Consider the following 16135-nt stretch of genomic DNA (forward strand, 5'->3'; position numbering starts at 1 on the left):
ACGCCGTCACTGGCGGCGGTACGCGACAGATTCGTGTCACACCGTCGCGCGTCGCGCAGCGTCGCCGGTCAATCGTGCTTGCGGAACAGCAAGATCCGGTCGCCTTGCCGGCGATTGTCGATGTCGAACCCGTCGCGCAGCGCGATCAGGAAATTGGCGGGGTCGTCGGTGCGGAATTCGCCGCCCAGCCGCGTGGTGGCGAGATCGGGCTGCTGAAGCACGATCTTGTCGGGCAGGTAGCGGTTGAACTCGGTGATCGCCCGACCGAGCGGCATGCCATCGAACACGATCTTGCCCGCCTGCCATGCCGTCGCGCTGGTGATCGCATCGGGCGATAGCGTGGCGATCTCGGTGCCGCCATTGTTGATGAAGAGACCGTTCCCCGCCCGAACCGTCTCGGCACCGATCGTCGCCTGCCCCGACAGGACCAGCAACCGCCCACCGGTCGGCTCGATCCGCAGGCTGTAACTGCCCGTGCTCAAGCGCCCGTCGATCGGGTCGCTGTGGACACGGAAGGGTTGCCGCGACGGCCCGACGAGCAGGGCGACCTCACCCCGCTCCACCCACACGGTCCGTTCGTCACCGAAGCGCCAAGCGATGCGCGTGTCGGTGTTGAGCATCGCATGGCTGCCATCGGGCAGTCGGATCGAGCGGCGCTCGCCCACCGCCGTCTCGGCATGGGCGCGGGCCGGCCATGCGAGCATCGTGCCCCCGGCACCCAGGCCCAGCACCGCCGCGAACACGCCACCCACGGCGGCGCGGCGCGACCATGTGCGTTGCACGACGGGTTCCGGTTCGCGCGGGTCTTCAACGCTTTGGTCGAGCAGCGGGCCGAGGCGCGGGTCGGCGGTGCGCCGCCACGTCGCGGCGACTTGAGCGAAGGCGGCGGCGTGCCGGGGGTCCGCCGCGCGCCAGGCGTCGAACGCCTGTTCGTCGGCGGTGCCGCAATCGAGCGCCACCAGCCAGTCGATGGCTCGCTCGTTCAGCTCCGCTCCCGTCTTTCGCGCGTCTCCCATCCAAATTCCCGTTCCGTCTTCGCCCGAGCATCTTGCCGGTTGAGTGTCCGCATCAGCAGCCGCAGCGCCTTGTTCAGATGCGTTTCCACCGTGGAGACGCAGATACCCATTCTTTCCGCTACTTCGGGCGGGGGTAAGCCTTCAATTCGCCGAAGATGCAAGGCTTCGCGCATGCGCGGCGGCATCTCCCGCATCGCGCTCACGACGCGGTCGAGCTCGGAGCGGTCCATCGCCACCACGTCGGGCGTGGGGTGCTGGTCGGCGATCTCGAGCGTGTGCAGGATCGCGCTCTGGTCGAGCCGGACCACCTCGGCACGCCGGAACCGCTCGATCGCGAGATTGCGCACGATCCGCATCGTGAACGCATGCGGATTGGCGATCGCGGCCCAGTCGCTGAGCGCGAACAGCCGCGCATAGGCTTCCTGCACAAGCTCCTCGGCTTCGTCGGGCTGACGCACCAAGCTGATCGCGTAGCGACGGGTTTGAGCGTGATAGGGATACACATGGTCGGCAAACCAGATGTCGATGTCGCGCAGCCAAGCCATATCGTCGCCGCCTCTATCGAAAATGCCGGAACGACCCTTCGCCTAGGCGGCTGCTGTTACAGAAGCTTGACAGTGCGGCTCGCGGGGTTGTCGCGCGGCTCATATTTTTAATGTCACACTGTCAGTAGCTTACGTCGGAAATCCGGCGAGGCGGGAGCTCCGACCAAATTTTTTCCGCGCTGCGGTAGTGGAAAGCGCCCGCGATCCCGTCTGCGCCACGAAAGCACAATCGAACGCTTTAACCGACGCGCAACCCGCGCGCCGGAACGACCGGTCACGAACCTCGTGCGCCGGGCCGAAGACGCCTGAACGAACCAAGGGGGAATATCATGAAGCTGTTGCTGACGACCTCATCACTGCTTGCGATCCTGTGCGCGGGCACCGCGCCTGCATGGGGGCAGGACGCGCCAGTCCCGTCGCGGGCCGAAGCGGCCGGCACCGACGCATACCCCGCGCAGGGTGGCCAGCCCGACGACATCATCGTCACCGGCCGCGCCGGCACCGAGGACCGGACGAAGGCGCAGATGAGCTATTCGGTCACGCGGATCAGCGAGGAGGCGCTGCGCCTGCAAGCGCCGACCAGCGTTACCGAGGCGCTCAAGTCCGTGCCCGGCTTTTGGGTGGAATCGTCGGGCGGCGAAGCGAGCGGCAACGTCCGCGCGCGCGGCGTGCCCGTCGATGGCTTCGGCTCGATCCAGTTGCTGGAGGACGGCATCCCCGTCCAGCACGATCCGGCGCTCGGCTATCTCAACGCCGACCAGGTGTTCCGCCTCGACGAAACGATCGAGCGGATCGAAGTCGTGCGCGGCGGGCCGGCCTCGCTGTTCTATTCGAACGCGCCGGCGGGCGCGGTCAATTTCATCCCGCGCCAGGTCGGCGACCATGCCGAGGGTCTCGCCAAGCTCACGCTCGGCGCGGACAGCCAGTATCGGATGGACTTCTGGGCGGGCGCGCCGATCGGCGAGTGGAAGCTCGCGGTGGGCGGCTTCTACCGGTCCGAAGGCGGCGTGCGTGATCCCGGCTTCACCGCCAACCGCGGCGGCCAGATCCGCGCCACGGTGTCGCGCGAATGGGAGCGCGCCAAGTTCAGCCTCGACGTGAAGCGGCTCGACGACATCGTCGGTTTCTACACCGGCATCCCGATGCGCACCTATGCCGACGGCAAGATTCGCGCGGTGCCCGGCTTCAGCGGCAATTACGGCACCGGCGCCGGCCCCGAGACCGAACGCATCAAGATGATCGAGGGCGACGGCAGCATCTATGATTTCGACAACAGCGTCGGCACGCAGGTGAAGCGGACCCAGATCACCGGCAAGTTCGAGTTCGAACCGTGGGACGACTGGAAGATCTCCAACACCTCGCGCTACAACGACAGCAAGACGCAGCGGAACGGCGTATATCCCAACTCGCTGCTCAGCGCATCGAGCCTGCTCGCCTCGCAAGCCGGTCTGCTCGCCCAGGCGCCTGGCGCAAGCGCGCTCCAGTTGCGCTATACGACCACGCCGGGCCAGACCTTCGATACCGCCAACCAGAACGGCAACGGTCTCGTCATCATCGGCGGTCTGCGTGGCCTGACGCTGCCGGTGAAGGAGTTCATGAGCGACACGCGCGTCTCCCACCGCTTCAACATGGGTTCGACCACGCACGACATCACCTTCGGCTATTATTTCGCGCATATCGACGAGGATTTCAGCCGCTATTCGTCGACCGCGCTGCTCGATGTGCGGGACAATGCCCGCCTGCTCGATCTCGTCGCGGTCGATGCGGCGGGGAATGTCGTCAAGACCTTCACCGATCACGGCATCTACAAATATGGCTATGAGTGGGAAGACGCGCGCGGCGAGCAGACCACCAACGCGCTCTATCTCGCCGACGAATGGCAGATCACGCCGAAGCTGCGGCTCGATGGCGGCGTGCGGTGGGAAACGATGACCGCGCGCGGCACGGTCGGGCTCAAGAAGACGGTCAACCTCGGCACGCCCGCGACGTCGTCGATCATCACCGGCAGCGGTGTCTACGCCAATTACGACGATACGTTCAGCCATGCCACCTGGACCGTGGGCGTCGACTATCAGTTCACGCGCGGCGCCGGCATGTTCGCGCGCTTCACCGCCGCCAATCGCATGCCGAGCCTGGGGAACTACATCACCAGCGCCTCCGCCAAGCCGATCACCCAGACGATGGATCTCGGCGAGATCGGGCTGAAATATTCGAGCCCGCTGGTGCAGCTTTATGCGACCGGCTTCTGGACCAAATACAACAACGTCTCCTTCACCAACTACCGGTTCGATCTGAACACCGGCGCGTCGGTGACCGAGGCGCTGTTCGCCGACACGCAGACGTTCGGCGTCGAGCTCGAGGGGACCGTTCGCCCGGTACGCTGGTTCGATCTATCGGGCACGGCCACGCTGCAAGATCCCAAGTACAAGGGCCTCACCTACGTCGATGCGGCCGGCAAGTCGTTCGATTATGACGGCAACCGCCTGATCCGCGTGCCGACCGTCAGCCTCCGCCTCGTGCCGGGCGTCAACCTGCTGGACGGGCGCTTCCGCCTGCAGGCCTCGTGGGAATATGAAGGCGGCCGCTACGTCGACACCGCCAACTCGGTGAAGCTGCCGGCTTATGCCACGGTCAACATCAGCACGCGCTTCGACGTTTCGAGCAGGCTGTCGCTCTATGGCTATATCGACAACGTCAACAACTCGCTGGGCCTCACCGAAGGCAATCCACGCGCGGGCGAGGTTCAGAACGGCGATGCCGGCGCCAACACCTTCATCGCCCGGCCGCTGATCGGGCGGAACTTCCGCATGGCCGTGATGTACCGGTTCTGATGAAGATGCGTCCCGCGTCCGCCCTCTTCGCCACGCTTCTCGCCCTGGCCGTCCCCGCGCTCGCGCGCGATGGCCAGGCGGGGGCGCCCCCGCCCCGCGCGGACGCGGGCACGCCCTGGCGCGTGCTCCAGGGCGACCTGACCCGCGCCGATTACGAGCGTTATACCGACGTATCCTTCGATCTTCCGGCGGGGGTGACGCGGCTCACCATATATTTCAGCTACGGCGGCAAGGAGCAGCGCTCGGTCATCGATCTGGGTCTGCGCGATCCCGAGCGGTTCCGCGGCTGGAGCGGCGGAACCCGCGATCACATGACGCTCAGCACCGAGGATGCGACGCCGGGCTATCTGCCCGGGCCGTTGCCGGCGGGGCGCTGGAACCTGATCCTCGGCGCGCCCAATATCAGCGAGAATGCGCACGCACCCTATACGGCGAAAATCTTCATCGAGCGCGCGCCGAGCGTGACCGAATTCGCCGATGCGCCGATCGCGGCGAAGCCGGGCTGGTATCGTGGCGATCTGCACATGCACAGCGGCGAGAGCGACGGGAAATGCAAGGCGCAGTCGGGCGCGAGCATCCCGTGCCCGGTCTATCGCACGGTCGAGGCGGCGGCCGCGCGCGGGCTCGATTTCATCGCGCTCAGCGATCATAACACCGCCGCGCAATTCAACCAGTTGCGCGAGCTGCAGGGTGCTTTCGACCGGATGCTGCTCGTGCCGGGCCGCGAGATCACGACCTTCTGGGGGCATGGCAACGTCTTCGGACCCACCGACTTCCTCGATTTCCGCATGACCGGGCCGAACTGGGAGCAGGCACGGAAATGGATCGACGCGGTGCATCGCGAGGGCGGGGTCGTTTCGATCAACCATCCCGGCGCCCCATCGGGCGCGATCTGCATGGGCTGCGGCTGGCGGGTCGATGGCCTGCCGGACGGCGCGGTAGATTCGGTCGAGGTCGTCAACGGTGGCACGATGCGCGAGACCGGGTCGGCCGACGGCAGGTTGCAGGGCCTGAGCTATTGGGCGAAACTGCTCAACGCCGGGCGCCATGTCACCGCGGTCGGCGGCAGCGACAGCCATGAGGCGGACCGGCCGGCGCGCGAAGCCGGCGCGGTGGGCAGCCCCACCACCGTCGTCTATATGCCCGAACTGTCGGTACACGGACTGCTGGCGGGCATCCGCTCGGGCCGCGTGTTCGTCGACGTCGACGGCACGCGCGATCGCCTCCTCGATCTGTCGGCGGTGTCCGGGAAGCGGCACGCGGTGATGGGCGAGACGCTGCACCTGCCGCGCGGCGGCTCGGTCCGCTTCGCGGTCGATCTCAAGGGCGTGGCCGACGGCGCGGTGCAACTCGTGATCGATGGCGCGGCCGATACCGCATATCGCGCGGCGTTTGGCGGCGGGCGTTCTCCGACGTTCGCGCCGTGGCGCGCCGACGGCCGCCCGCACTGGATCAGCGCCCAAGTCCGCGACGCGCAAGGCCGCCTTATCCTCATCGGCAATCCGATCTACGTGGCATCGGCCGGGCCCGTATCCGGCTGAAGCTCTCGCATCTGAGCGGACGGCCGGGCGGCGCGAATTCCGGCGAAGCCGTCATTGCGGAGTCGCGCGGCAGGCGTAAAGTACGCGCAAATCCACAAGAGGATCAGCCGATGCGTTACCTTGCCGCTGTCGCCGTCGCCGCGCTCGTCGTTCCCGGCGCGATCATCGCCGCGCCGGCGGTGACGCCCGCCATCGAAAAGGCGCTCGCCGATCCCGCGCGCGCTGACCAGCAGGGCGACGATGCGCGCCGCAAGCCGGCGGAGGTGCTCGCGTTCGCGGGCGTGAAGCCGGGCCAGCAGGTCGTCGATCTGTTGCCGGGCGGCGGCTATTGGACGCGTATCTTCACCGGCATCGTCGGGCCGGGCGGCCATGTCTATGCGCTGTGGCCCAATGCCGCGGCGGCCTACGGCGCCAAGGGCGTCGCGGCGCTGCAGGCGCGCGGCCTCGCCAATGTGACGGCGGCGGTCGATCCCGCGATCATCACCGTGCCCAAGCCGGTCGATCTCGTCTGGACGGTCGAGAATTATCACGACATCGCCAACAAGGGCGGCGGCGAATCGGCGCTGAGCGCGTTCAACGCGGCGGTGTTCAAGGCGCTCAAGCCGGGCGGCACCTATGTCGTGATCGACCATGCCGCACCCGCCGGCTCGGGCCTCGCCGATACCGAGACGCTCCACCGCATCGACCCTGCCGTCGTCAAGCGGCAGGTGGTGAACGCCGGCTTCGTCTTCGTCGGCGAATCCAGGGCGCTCGCCAACCCGGCCGACGATCATACGCTCAAGGTGTTCGATCCCGCGATCCGGGGCCATACCGACCAGTTCGTCTATAAGTTCCGCCGCCGCTAACCGCACGCGCGCGCGGGCGGCGCGCCGATTGCAAGCCGCCGCGCGCGTACCTATTGTCGGATCGGAGGTCAGCATGCGCGTCAACACCAGCCAGTCGATCAAGACCGCCAAGAGCGTTCACAACCGCTTCGGCAGTTGGAAGGCGGCGAAGGAATCGTCGAGCTTCAAGGACGGCAAATATGTCGTTCGCAGCATGGCCATGCGCGGCGATCAGGGCGCGTCCGGGACGAAGTGAGTTTCAGCTACACGCTGTTCCTGGCGCTGCTTCTGCTCGCGCCCGGTCTGGCGGTATGGGCGGGCTTGCGCGCGGGTGAGCGATCCGAACTGATCTCGCAGGCGCCCGAGAAGCCGGGATCGACCTTTTCGCTGCTCGTCATCGTGTTCGGCGCGCTCGCCGGCCACATCATCCTGTCGGGTCTGTTCGCGCTGCAATCCGGGGCGTGCCGCTTCATCGCGCCGTGCGTGCGGCTGAGCTTCGATCCGAACGTGTATCGCGTCATCCTCACCAACGGGCGGTCGGCGGGCGTTCCGTCCGACTGGGCGTTCCTGTGCTGGTTCGTGTCGCTGGCGACCCCCGCGTTGATCACCGGTGCGCTCGCCTATCTGGCCAGCGGCTGGAAAATGGTGCGCGACATGCGCGAAGCCGCGACCTTCGGGTGGCTCAAGCGCTGGGTCGATCTCGCGCGACCGTCCAACAGCTTCATCATCGCGTACGTCGTCACCACGCTCGAACATCAGGGCGCCAATGTCGCCTATGAGGGGATCGTCGAGAACATCGCGCTCGACGACAACAAGGCGATCGCGATGCTGGTGCTCAGCAGTTGCGACCGTTTCCTCGTCCGCATCACCAGCGCGCGCGTCGAGCGGATCGATTCGGATCATGCGCCCATTCCGCTGATCCAGCTCGAGGCGAAGCAGTTCGTGAACGTCGCGCTCGAGGTGTTCGAAGATGTCGAGACACCGCCCATTGACGAGGATTCGCGCGGCTGACGGCGACGGATCGCAACGGCGCGCTGAACAAATCGGCTCCCAAGCGTTTTGTACGCGACCGGTCCGCAGCCGGGTTACGTATCGGGAGTATATCATGAAGACCATCATCGGATTCGCCATGCTCGCCATCGTCGCGACCGCGCCGGCCGTGGCGCAGCGCGACAGCCACCGCAGCGATCGCAAGCACCACAGCCGCACCTATCGCCAGGATTGCAAGCGCAGCAGCGGCACCACCGGCACGATCGCGGGCGGCGCGGGCGGCGCGCTCGCGGGCAATGCACTCGGCGGCGGCACGCTCGGCACCGTCGCCGGCGGTGTCGGCGGCGCGTTGCTCGGGCGCCACCTCGACAAGAAGCACGACGCCGCGCAGAACCGCCGCAACGGCTGCTGATTCCACGTTCAGCGGGCCGCCGCGCCGATGCGGCGGCCGGCTGAACGAGTTGCCAATCTGTTCCGAGGCGCTATTTCGATAGCGTGTTGCCGCATCCCGCCCTTCACGCCAGCCACGGCGGCATCTGGTTCGCCGATGCCGATGGCACCCGGCCGATCGGGCGGGGCGAGGCGATCCGTATCGCCGCGGATACGCCGGTCATCCTGCTCAACGCGCCACTGGTGGCGCAACGGCTCGGCTATGCCGAGCTGTCGGGGCTCGATGTGCTCGAACTGTTCGCCGTGCTGTTTCCCGCACGCTTCATGGTGCCGACCCCCAAGGGGCTGGCCCGCGCCGCCGGGATCGATGTGCCGGCCAGCGATGCGGACGTCGCCGGCTTCCTGCGCCGCGCGGCGTCGGCGTTGCTCGACATCACCGATGGCGATTGGCCCGAGCGCGAGGGCGCGTGGAGCGCGACGCAAAATCTCGGGCGGCTGCGCTGGCCGTGGGCGCCGATCCTCGCTGCCCGGCTGCACCGTCCCGCCACCGCCGAACGCTGGCTGTTCACCAAGCTGCCGGAATGGTCGGAAGCCGCGCCGCGCCCGGCGCCGCGCACGATCAGCCTAGGCGCGGAGGAGACCGCCGCGCGGCTCGCCAGCCTGACCGGATCGGGTGCCGAGGAACGCCCCGGCCAGCGCGCGTTCGCGCAGGCCGCGACCGAGGCGTTCGCGCCGCGCATGGTGCGCGACGCGCCCAATCTCGTGCTCGCCGAGGCGGGCACCGGGATCGGCAAGACGCTCGGCTACCTCGCGCCCGCCTCGCTGTGGGCGGAGCGGGCAGGCGGCGCGGTGTGGGTCTCGACCTATACCAAGGCGCTGCAACGCCAGCTCGCGCAGGAGACCGCGCGGCTGTTCCCCGATCCGGCCGAGCGCCGGGTCAAGGTCGTCACCCGCAAGGGCCGCGAGAACTATCTGTGCCTGCTCAACCTCGAGGATGCGCTGCAAGGCGGGTTCGCGGGGCGCGCGGCGGTGCTGGCGCAACTCGTCGCGCGCTGGGCGGCCTATACCGCCGATGGTGATATGGTCGGCGGCGATCTGCCGGGCTGGCTCACCACGTTGTTCCGGCGCGCCGGCCACACCGCGCTGACCGACCGGCGCGGCGAGTGTGTCTATGCCGGCTGCCCGCATTATCGCAAATGCTTCATCGAACGCGCCGCACGCGCTAGTGTCGAGGCCGATATCGTCATCGCCAACCATGCGCTGGTGATGGTCAACGCGGTGCGCGGCCGCGAACTGACCACCCGCCCGACACGCTATGTGTTCGACGAAGGCCATCATTTGTTCGACGCCGCCGACATGATGTTCTCGACCGCGCTGACCGGTCAGGAGACGATCGAACTCAGGCGCTGGCTGCTCGGCCCGGAATCGGGCGGGCGGGGCCGCCGGCGCGGACTCGCCGCACGGCTGTCCGATGTCGCGAGCTATGACGAAGCGGGCGCGCTTGCCATTGCCGACGCGGTCAAGGCGGCGGGGGCGCTCGCCGCCGACGGGTGGCTGCAACGGATCGCGGAAGGGGCGCCGTTCGGGCCAATCGAGCATTTGCTCGCCGCGGTGCGCGGGCTCACCTACGCGCGCGCCGAAAGCGATGGGGACGCCGGCTATGGGCTGGAGACCGAACTCGTCGAACCCGATGCGGCCCTGGTCGAAGCGGCCGGGCAGGCGGCGCACGCGCTCGATGCGTTGGTGCGGCCGCTGGTCGCGCTCGGGCGTAGGCTCGAGGCGGTGCTGGCCGACGCGCCCGACTGGATGGATGCGCCGGCGCGCGCGCGGATCGAAGGCGCGATCGCCTCGCTCGGTTGGCGCGCCGAAACGGTGGCGTCGTGGCTGGCGTTGCTCGCGCGCGTCGGCGGCCCCGCCGCCGAACAGTTCGTCGATTGGCTGATCGTCAACCGCATCGAGGGGCGCGATTATGATATCGGGCTACTGCGGCACTGGCTCGATCCCAGCAAGCCGTTCGCCGAGATCGTGCTGCGCCCGGCGCACGGCGCGCTCGTCACCTCGGCAACGCTGCGCGGCGGTGGCGCGGACCCGAACGAAGGCTGGAGCGTCGCCGAGGCACGCACCGGCGCGCAGCACCTCATCCGCCCCGGCGCGCGGTTCTCGGCAACGAGCCCGTTCGACTACGCCAATCATGCGCAGGTGTTGATCGTCACCGACGTGAAGCGTGGCGATCTCGGTGCGCTCGCCAACGCCTATGCGCGGCTCGCGCTGGCGAGCGGGGGCGGCATGCTTGGGCTGTTCACCGCGATCCGGCGGCTGCGCGCGGTTCACGCCCGCATCGCCGACCGGCTCGCGCGCGAAGGGCTGCCGCTCTACGCGCAGCATGTCGATCCGATCGATACCGGCACGCTGGTCGATATCTTCCGCGACGATCTCTCCGCCTCGCTGCTCGGCACTGATGCGCTTCGCGACGGAGTCGATGTGCCGGGCCGCTCGCTCCGCCTGGTTGCGATGGAGGGTGTGCCCTGGCCCAAGCCGAGCGTGCTTCACGCGGCGCGGCGGCTCGCGAACGGCGGTTCGGCCTATGACGACCGGATCGTGCGCGCGCGGCTGGCGCAGGCGTTCGGGCGGTTGATCCGCCGGGCCGATGATCGCGGACTGTTCGTGCTGCTCTCGTCGGCGATGCCGTCGCGGCTGTTGTCCGCCTTCCCGCCGGGCGTGCCGGTCGCGCGCGTCACGCTGGACGAGGCGATCGCGCGTGCGCGGCGTCTTCCTTCCGTCATCGAATCGGGGCAAGAGGTGATCGACGCCTGACGGAGACGGCCCTTTGAAATCCCTAACGCTGCTCCGCCACGCCAAGTCCGGGTGGGACGATCCGGTCGCGCGCGATTTCGACCGGCCGCTCAACGGCAAGGGCAAGCGCGCCGCTGCTATGATGGGCCGGTATCTGCGTACGATCGGCCTGTCGTTCGATCATGTCGTCGCCTCGCCGGCGGTGCGCGTGATGGAAACGCTCGACGAGATCGAGCGCGGCTATGGCAGGGCGCTGAACACTGCATGGGACCGGCGGCTGTATCTCGCCTCGGCGGAGACCCTGCTCGATGTCGTGCGGGAACTCCCCGAAAGCACCGACGACGTGCTGCTGGTCGGGCACAATCCGGGGCTTGAGGATCTGGTGCTGATGCTGGTGCCGGAAGTCGCCGACGGGCTGCGCGAATCGGTCGAGCGGAAATACCCGACCGCGAGCGTCGCGCGGATGGCGTTCGACGTCATGGACTGGTCGGACGTGAATGCCGGCGGCGCGGTGCTCGAACGCTTCGTGCGCCCGCGCGATCTCGACCCGACGCTCGGCCCGGACCAGGCTTGACCGTCCTTCGACGCGCTTGAGGTAGGTGGCCAGCGTATTCGCGATCTTACGAAGGCTTGTTCTTCAATAAGTCGCCAAGAGCCGCGAGCGCATTGAGCGGCTTCACCTCATCCTCGCTGAGCACGCCGGCCTCGCGCAGCACGGCGGCGGCGTTGGCGCTGCGCGGAAACGGATCGAGCGCGAGCGCCATCGTCTCCGCCGCCGCCTCGCCGAGATCGATCGCCCCGCCTTCATAAGGGATGGTGTCGAGCGCGCCGACGTCGAGTTCGATCTCGTCGTCTTCGCCCCCATCGCTCTCCTCGACGAACAGCAGCGCCACGGTTTCGTCGATCGTGACCGGGATCGGCTCGTCGGTGACGGTACAGGCCTGGACGACATCGGCGCCGACCCGTCCGCGTACCGCGATTCCCCCGGCCCCGCGTCGCACCGACAGGCTCGCTTCGAGCCGATCGACCGCGAGCAGCCCGAAGCGCGCGGCGAGCGCGGCACGTTCGGCGGGCTCGGCGGTGATGGTCACGCCGCGCTCGCCCGCGCCGATCGTGTCGATCCGCTCGGGGCGGGAAAATTCTGGGGTCATGGCAGGTCTCCGGCGATGATCGCGGCCGTGGGCGCGGCGACGAGCGCGTCGCGCAACGCGTACAGCCGTGCGGCGACATGGCGCAAGGCGGGTTCGGACGGCGTCTCGCCGCGATACAGGTTGCGGACCAGCGCCGCGTCGAGGTCTCCCGCCGCGAGCGCGTCGCGATACGCGCCGATCCGGCCGCCGAGCATGCTCATCATCTTGCCGATATGCTTGCCGACGATGATGTCGCCGATCCCGATCTGGCGAAGCTGCCCGTCCATGTCGTCGACGAACCGCTCGGTAACGCGCGCCACCGTCTCGGCGCCTGCGGGATCGTCCTCCAGCCGCAGCAGTACGAAGGCGAGCACGCCCGCGATCATGTCGAAGCGGCCGTCGATCGTGTCGGCGACCTGCCCTTCCACATACCAATGCAATTCGCGCCCGCGCGCGACGATCGCGGTGTAGAGCGGCAACGCTTCGGTATCGCGCGCGCCAAGCATTCGACCGATCCAGTTCAAGCGCATCGACTCCCGACAGGGCGGCCCTTGTTTGGCCATCAAGCTCGGCATATTGAGGCGATCGCGGTACGATGCAATGCGCGGTTTTCGCGCGGGCGGCGGCCTTGTGACATGGCCGCGTGCCGGGGAGATTGTGATGACGTTGTTTTCGGCCCGTTCGCTTCTGGGGCCTGCCCTGATCCTCGCCGGCCTCTCCGCCGGCGGCTGCACGCAGCTTCGCTCGCATCAGGGCTATGTGATCGACGCCGATCTCGTCAATTCGGTGCAGGCCGGGGTCGATACCCGCCAGTCGGTGTTGCAGGTGCTGGGCAAGCCGACCTTCACCAGCGAATTCAACCAGGGCGACTGGTATTACGTCTCCCGTGACGCGCGCAACTTCGCGTACAACAACCCGCATGTGAAATCGCAGACCACGCTGCGGATCAGCTTCGACGGCAAGGGCGTCGTCACCGGCATCCGCAAGACCGGCGCCGAGCAGATCGCGTCGATCTCGCCGATGAAGAAGACCACCCCGACGCTTGGGCGCAAGAGCAGCTTCTTCTCCGAGCTGTTCGGCAATATCGGAACGGTCGGCGCGGTCGGCGGCGGCGGCGGCCAGCAGGGCGGCGGGCGCGATCGGCCGTAACCGGCGGGCCGTTTCGGCGCCGCCCGCGCCGCGACGCCATCCTTGCTGGTTGATGAAGGCGGCATTCCCGCGCGGTTCAGCGCGGGCGTTCCACAACCGTCCCGTGATCGCGGTGCATTCCGCGATCCACAGGTCAGGAAAGGAACAGCATCATGCGCTCATTCATCATCACCGCGCTCATGGCGGCGACCGCGCTGCCGGTGGCGGCACAGGCGCAATCGGCGGGCGAGCTCCGCCACGATCGCCGCGAGATCCAGGAGCAGCGCCGCGATCTCGATCGCGCCTATCGCAGCGGCGACCCGGACCGTATCCGCGCCGAACATCGCGACCTGCGCGACGCACGGCAGGAATATCGCGAGGACATCGCCGATCGCAACCGCCGCTTCGGGCGCGACGACTGGCGCGGCTGGCGCGATCGCAACGCGCGGCTCTATGCGGCCGGGGACTGGCGCGCGCCGTTCCGCTACACCGCCTTCCGCCCCGGCGTGCGGATCGCGCCGAATTACTACGGCACGCGGTACGTCATCGTCGATCCGTGGCGCTATCACCTGCCGCCGGTCCGCTTCGGCCAGACCTGGGTTCGGCATTATAACGACGTGGTGCTGGTCGATACGCGGCGCGGCTATGTCGTGGACGTGATCCGCGGCTTCTACCGGTAAGCCGTCCCGGTCGGCCGCGCACAGGGTGGGGGAGGTGCGCGGCCGGTGCCGGGTCAAAGCTACTAGGCACTAGTCCCGAAAGGGGGGAAAGGGACTGTGGTGTTGAACGCCGCCCACCCGGAATGGTTCACGGCTTTTTCGTCTCAACGCACCGTAAACAGCACCTGATCGACGACACGACCCGCAACATCGACGAGCCGAAGCCGGTGTTGCCCTGGCGGCGCCAATATTTGCGGTTGCGCGGTCGCCGGGCCGAGATCGCGCCGGTCCAGCAGCAGCCGGTGCGTCGCCGCCGATCCCGTGACCGTTACCGCGAGCCGCTGGCGATCGGGCGGGATGTCGGGATCGATCGCATACACGCTGCCTGAGACCGGATTGGTGATGCGCGGCCGCCGCGCTGCATCGGGGGCGAACGCGATCAGGCGCTGCGCGGTGCCGGCGAGGAAATATTCGGCGCGCGGCTGCTCGACATTGCCGGCGAAGCGGACGTTGGCGCGCTCGATCCCCGCCGGGCGCGGCGGCGAGCCACGGTCCTGTCCGTCGTCCAACGCCACCATCACGTCGCGCCATACGGGAGCGGCCCCGCTGACGCCCGAGACGGCGCGCATCGAATCGCCTTCCAGATTACCGACCCACACGGCGACGGTGTAGCGGCGGGTGAAGCCGACGCACCAATTGTCGCGCATCGCCTTGGACGTGCCGGTCTTCACGGCCGCCCAGAACGGTAGCCGCAGCGCCGAATCGAGCCCGAAGGTGGCGGCGCGTGCGTTGGGATCGGCGATCATGTCGGCGACGATCCACGCGGCTTGCGGGGTGGTGACCGCGCGCGGGGGTTCGCGTGGATCGTCGCGGGTCAGCCGCACCGGCGCCCAGCGCCCGCCCTGCGCCAGGCTGCGATAGGCGTTCGCCTGTTCGATCAGCGTCACCTCCGCCGAGCCGAGCGCGAGCGAATAGCCGTAATAGTCGCCATCCTCGACCAGCCCGCGATAGCCGCTGTCCCACAGCCGGTCGCGGAACGCATCGACCCCGACCAGCAGCAGAGTCCGCACCGCCGGCACGTTGAGCGAGCCCGCCAGCGCGGAGCGCGCCGACACCGGCCCCTTGAAGCCGCGATCGTAATTCTGTGGGACGTAGAGGCCCGAGGCGGTGTCGAGTTGCACCGGCGAATCGTCGAGGATCGAGGCGGGGGTGAGATAGCCCTTCTCGATCGCCTCGGCGTAGAGGAACGGTTTGAGCGTCGACCCCGCCTGGCGATAGGCGTTGGCACCGTCCACCGACGGCGCGGTCGAGGCACCGCCGATCCCGCCAACATAGGCGAGCACGTCGCCGCTGGCATTGTCGAGCACCACCACCGCGCCGTCGCGCGCGCGCGCGCCGCCGAGGCCCTGAAGCTGGCGGCGAAGCGCCTGGATCGCGATCATCTGCACGCGCTTGTCGAGCGTGGTGGTGATGCGCAGCCCCGGCTTGGTGAGCAGCCGGTCGGAGAGATGCGGCGCGAGGCCCGGGTCGAGCGCGAGGCTGCGCGCCGGGCCGAGCATCGCCGCCGCCTCGCCTTCAAACCGGCCGCAATCGGCGTCGCGGCTCATCGCGCAGGCGCGGCGGGCGATGACGGTCGCGGTCGCCCGCGGCTCGGGCAGAAGTGCCGAGAGCAGCAAGGCGTCGTCACGCGCGAGCGCGTCCGGGGTCTTGCCGAACAGCCCGAGCGCGGCCGCGCCGATCCCCTGCGCCTCGCCGCGGAAGCCGGCGAGGTTGAGATAGGCTTCGAGGATTTGGTCCTTGCTCCAGCCGCGCTCGATCGCCCAGGCGGCGCGCATCTGGCGCAGCTTGTCCCACAAATGCCGCCGCCCCGGCGCGGCGAGATCCGGCGCGAGGAAGCCGGCGAGCTGCATCGACAGCGTCGATCCGCCGCGCCCGCGTTCGCCGCGCGCCTTGTCGCGCGCGATGCCGAGCAGGGCGAGCCAATCGACCCCGCCGTGCGCGTAGAAGCGTTGATCCTCGGCGGCGACGATCGTGTCGCGCGCGATCGGCGCGACGCGGGAAAGGGGCGTCCATGCCAAGCGGCGCGCTTTGAAGTCGACGCGGGCGGAATCGATCAGCGCGCCGTTGCGATCGTAGAGCCATGCTTCGGACGGGTGCCACGCGCCGCGTACCTGTGCGTAGGCGGGGAGCGGCGGTGGGAAGGTGGCATAGTCGATTGCGACGAAGGCGAGTAGCGCGAGAACGAGCTTGGCGAGGATTATGCCCGGCTTTGTCCACAGGCTTTTCAA

General features: G+C 68.4%; 15 protein-coding genes. 10 read left to right on the forward strand and 5 right to left on the reverse strand.

Annotation, left to right across the window (positions count from 1 at the left end):
- Positions 1 to 68: 68 nt before the first annotated feature.
- On the reverse strand, positions 69 to 1016 hold the full coding sequence (locus tag PX554_RS08030; RefSeq protein WP_093224862.1) for a FecR family protein: 948 nt from the start codon (positions 1014 to 1016) through the stop codon (positions 69 to 71).
- Complete coding sequence (locus PX554_RS08035) at positions 983 to 1561, reverse strand: RNA polymerase sigma factor (RefSeq protein ID WP_093224864.1); 579 nt, start codon at positions 1559 to 1561, stop codon at positions 983 to 985. Before PX554_RS08035 ends, PX554_RS08030 begins: the two co-directional genes overlap by 34 nt.
- Positions 1562 to 1890: 329 nt before the next feature.
- On the opposite strand from PX554_RS08035, the gene PX554_RS08040 reads away from it, so the two are divergent.
- From PX554_RS08040 to PX554_RS08075, 8 genes are all read left to right on the forward strand, one after another.
- Positions 1891 to 4392, forward strand: a complete 2502-nt coding sequence (locus PX554_RS08040) for a TonB-dependent receptor (protein WP_275500532.1) — start codon at positions 1891 to 1893, stop codon at positions 4390 to 4392.
- Positions 4392 to 5933, forward strand: a complete 1542-nt coding sequence (locus PX554_RS08045) for a CehA/McbA family metallohydrolase (RefSeq protein WP_275500533.1) — start codon at positions 4392 to 4394, stop codon at positions 5931 to 5933. Before PX554_RS08040 ends, PX554_RS08045 begins: the two co-directional genes overlap by 1 nt.
- A 110-nt stretch (positions 5934 to 6043) precedes the next feature.
- Positions 6044 to 6778 (forward strand): class I SAM-dependent methyltransferase, encoded by a 735-nt coding sequence (locus PX554_RS08050; protein WP_093224869.1) that lies wholly within the window; start codon positions 6044 to 6046, stop codon positions 6776 to 6778.
- Between the two features lie 73 nt (positions 6779 to 6851).
- Entirely contained in the window at positions 6852 to 7013 is a 162-nt protein-coding gene (locus PX554_RS08055) for a hypothetical protein (protein ID WP_176787184.1), read from the forward strand.
- A complete protein-coding gene (locus PX554_RS08060; protein WP_275500537.1) occupies positions 7010 to 7768 on the forward strand; it encodes a hypothetical protein in 759 nt (252 codons plus the stop codon). Before PX554_RS08055 ends, PX554_RS08060 begins: the two co-directional genes overlap by 4 nt.
- Positions 7769 to 7862: 94 nt before the next feature.
- Positions 7863 to 8159 carry a glycine zipper 2TM domain-containing protein gene (locus tag PX554_RS08065; RefSeq protein ID WP_275500538.1) on the forward strand — a complete coding sequence of 99 codons (297 nt, stop codon included), beginning with the start codon at positions 7863 to 7865 and terminating at the stop codon, positions 8157 to 8159.
- A gap of 83 nt (positions 8160 to 8242) precedes the next feature.
- Entirely contained in the window at positions 8243 to 10951 is a 2709-nt protein-coding gene (locus tag PX554_RS08070) for an ATP-dependent DNA helicase (protein WP_275500540.1), read from the forward strand.
- Between the two features lie 13 nt (positions 10952 to 10964).
- Complete coding sequence (locus PX554_RS08075; protein ID WP_093224875.1) at positions 10965 to 11504, forward strand: SixA phosphatase family protein; 540 nt, start codon at positions 10965 to 10967, stop codon at positions 11502 to 11504.
- Positions 11505 to 11550: 46 nt separating this feature from the next.
- On the opposite strand, the gene PX554_RS08080 is transcribed toward PX554_RS08075, so the two are convergent.
- A complete protein-coding gene (locus PX554_RS08080) occupies positions 11551 to 12081 on the reverse strand; it encodes a YceD family protein (RefSeq protein ID WP_275500543.1) in 531 nt (176 codons plus the stop codon).
- On the reverse strand, positions 12078 to 12566 hold the full coding sequence (locus PX554_RS08085) for a ubiquinol-cytochrome C chaperone family protein (protein WP_275500546.1): 489 nt from the start codon (positions 12564 to 12566) through the stop codon (positions 12078 to 12080). Before PX554_RS08085 ends, PX554_RS08080 begins: the two co-directional genes overlap by 4 nt.
- A 154-nt stretch (positions 12567 to 12720) precedes the next feature.
- On the opposite strand from PX554_RS08085, the gene PX554_RS08090 reads away from it, so the two are divergent.
- Entirely contained in the window at positions 12721 to 13209 is a 489-nt protein-coding gene (locus tag PX554_RS08090) for an outer membrane protein assembly factor BamE (RefSeq protein ID WP_093225083.1), read from the forward strand.
- 152 nt (positions 13210 to 13361) lie between these two features.
- Complete coding sequence (locus PX554_RS08095) at positions 13362 to 13868, forward strand: RcnB family protein (RefSeq protein ID WP_275500549.1); 507 nt, start codon at positions 13362 to 13364, stop codon at positions 13866 to 13868.
- A 143-nt stretch (positions 13869 to 14011) separates the two neighbouring features.
- On the opposite strand, the gene pbpC is transcribed toward PX554_RS08095, so the two are convergent.
- A complete protein-coding gene (pbpC, locus tag PX554_RS08100) occupies positions 14012 to 16135 on the reverse strand; it encodes a penicillin-binding protein 1C (protein WP_420833428.1) in 2124 nt (707 codons plus the stop codon).

The sequence above is a fragment of the Sphingomonas pollutisoli genome, assembly GCF_029167165.1.
Classification (GTDB): Bacteria; Pseudomonadota; Alphaproteobacteria; order Sphingomonadales; family Sphingomonadaceae; genus Sphingomonas; species Sphingomonas pollutisoli.

What these genes read in the sequence shown, in the direction of transcription:
- PX554_RS08030 (WP_093224862.1), bottom strand. Translation starts at nt 1,016, where the DNA reads ATGGGAGACGCGCGAAAGACGGGAGCGGAGCTGAACGAGCGAGCCATC.
- PX554_RS08035 (WP_093224864.1), bottom strand. Translation starts at nt 1,561, where the DNA reads ATGGCTTGGCTGCGCGACATCGACATCTGGTTTGCCGACCATGTGTAT.
- PX554_RS08040 (WP_275500532.1), top strand. Translation starts at nt 1,891, where the DNA reads ATGAAGCTGTTGCTGACGACCTCATCACTGCTTGCGATCCTGTGCGCG.
- PX554_RS08045 (WP_275500533.1), top strand. Translation starts at nt 4,392, where the DNA reads ATGAAGATGCGTCCCGCGTCCGCCCTCTTCGCCACGCTTCTCGCCCTG.
- PX554_RS08050 (WP_093224869.1), top strand. Translation starts at nt 6,044, where the DNA reads ATGCGTTACCTTGCCGCTGTCGCCGTCGCCGCGCTCGTCGTTCCCGGC.
- PX554_RS08055 (WP_176787184.1), top strand. Translation starts at nt 6,852, where the DNA reads ATGCGCGTCAACACCAGCCAGTCGATCAAGACCGCCAAGAGCGTTCAC.
- PX554_RS08065 (WP_275500538.1), top strand. Translation starts at nt 7,863, where the DNA reads ATGAAGACCATCATCGGATTCGCCATGCTCGCCATCGTCGCGACCGCG.
- PX554_RS08080 (WP_275500543.1), bottom strand. Translation starts at nt 12,081, where the DNA reads ATGACCCCAGAATTTTCCCGCCCCGAGCGGATCGACACGATCGGCGCG.
- PX554_RS08085 (WP_275500546.1), bottom strand. Translation starts at nt 12,566, where the DNA reads ATGCTTGGCGCGCGCGATACCGAAGCGTTGCCGCTCTACACCGCGATC.
- PX554_RS08090 (WP_093225083.1), top strand. Translation starts at nt 12,721, where the DNA reads ATGACGTTGTTTTCGGCCCGTTCGCTTCTGGGGCCTGCCCTGATCCTC.
- PX554_RS08095 (WP_275500549.1), top strand. Translation starts at nt 13,362, where the DNA reads ATGCGCTCATTCATCATCACCGCGCTCATGGCGGCGACCGCGCTGCCG.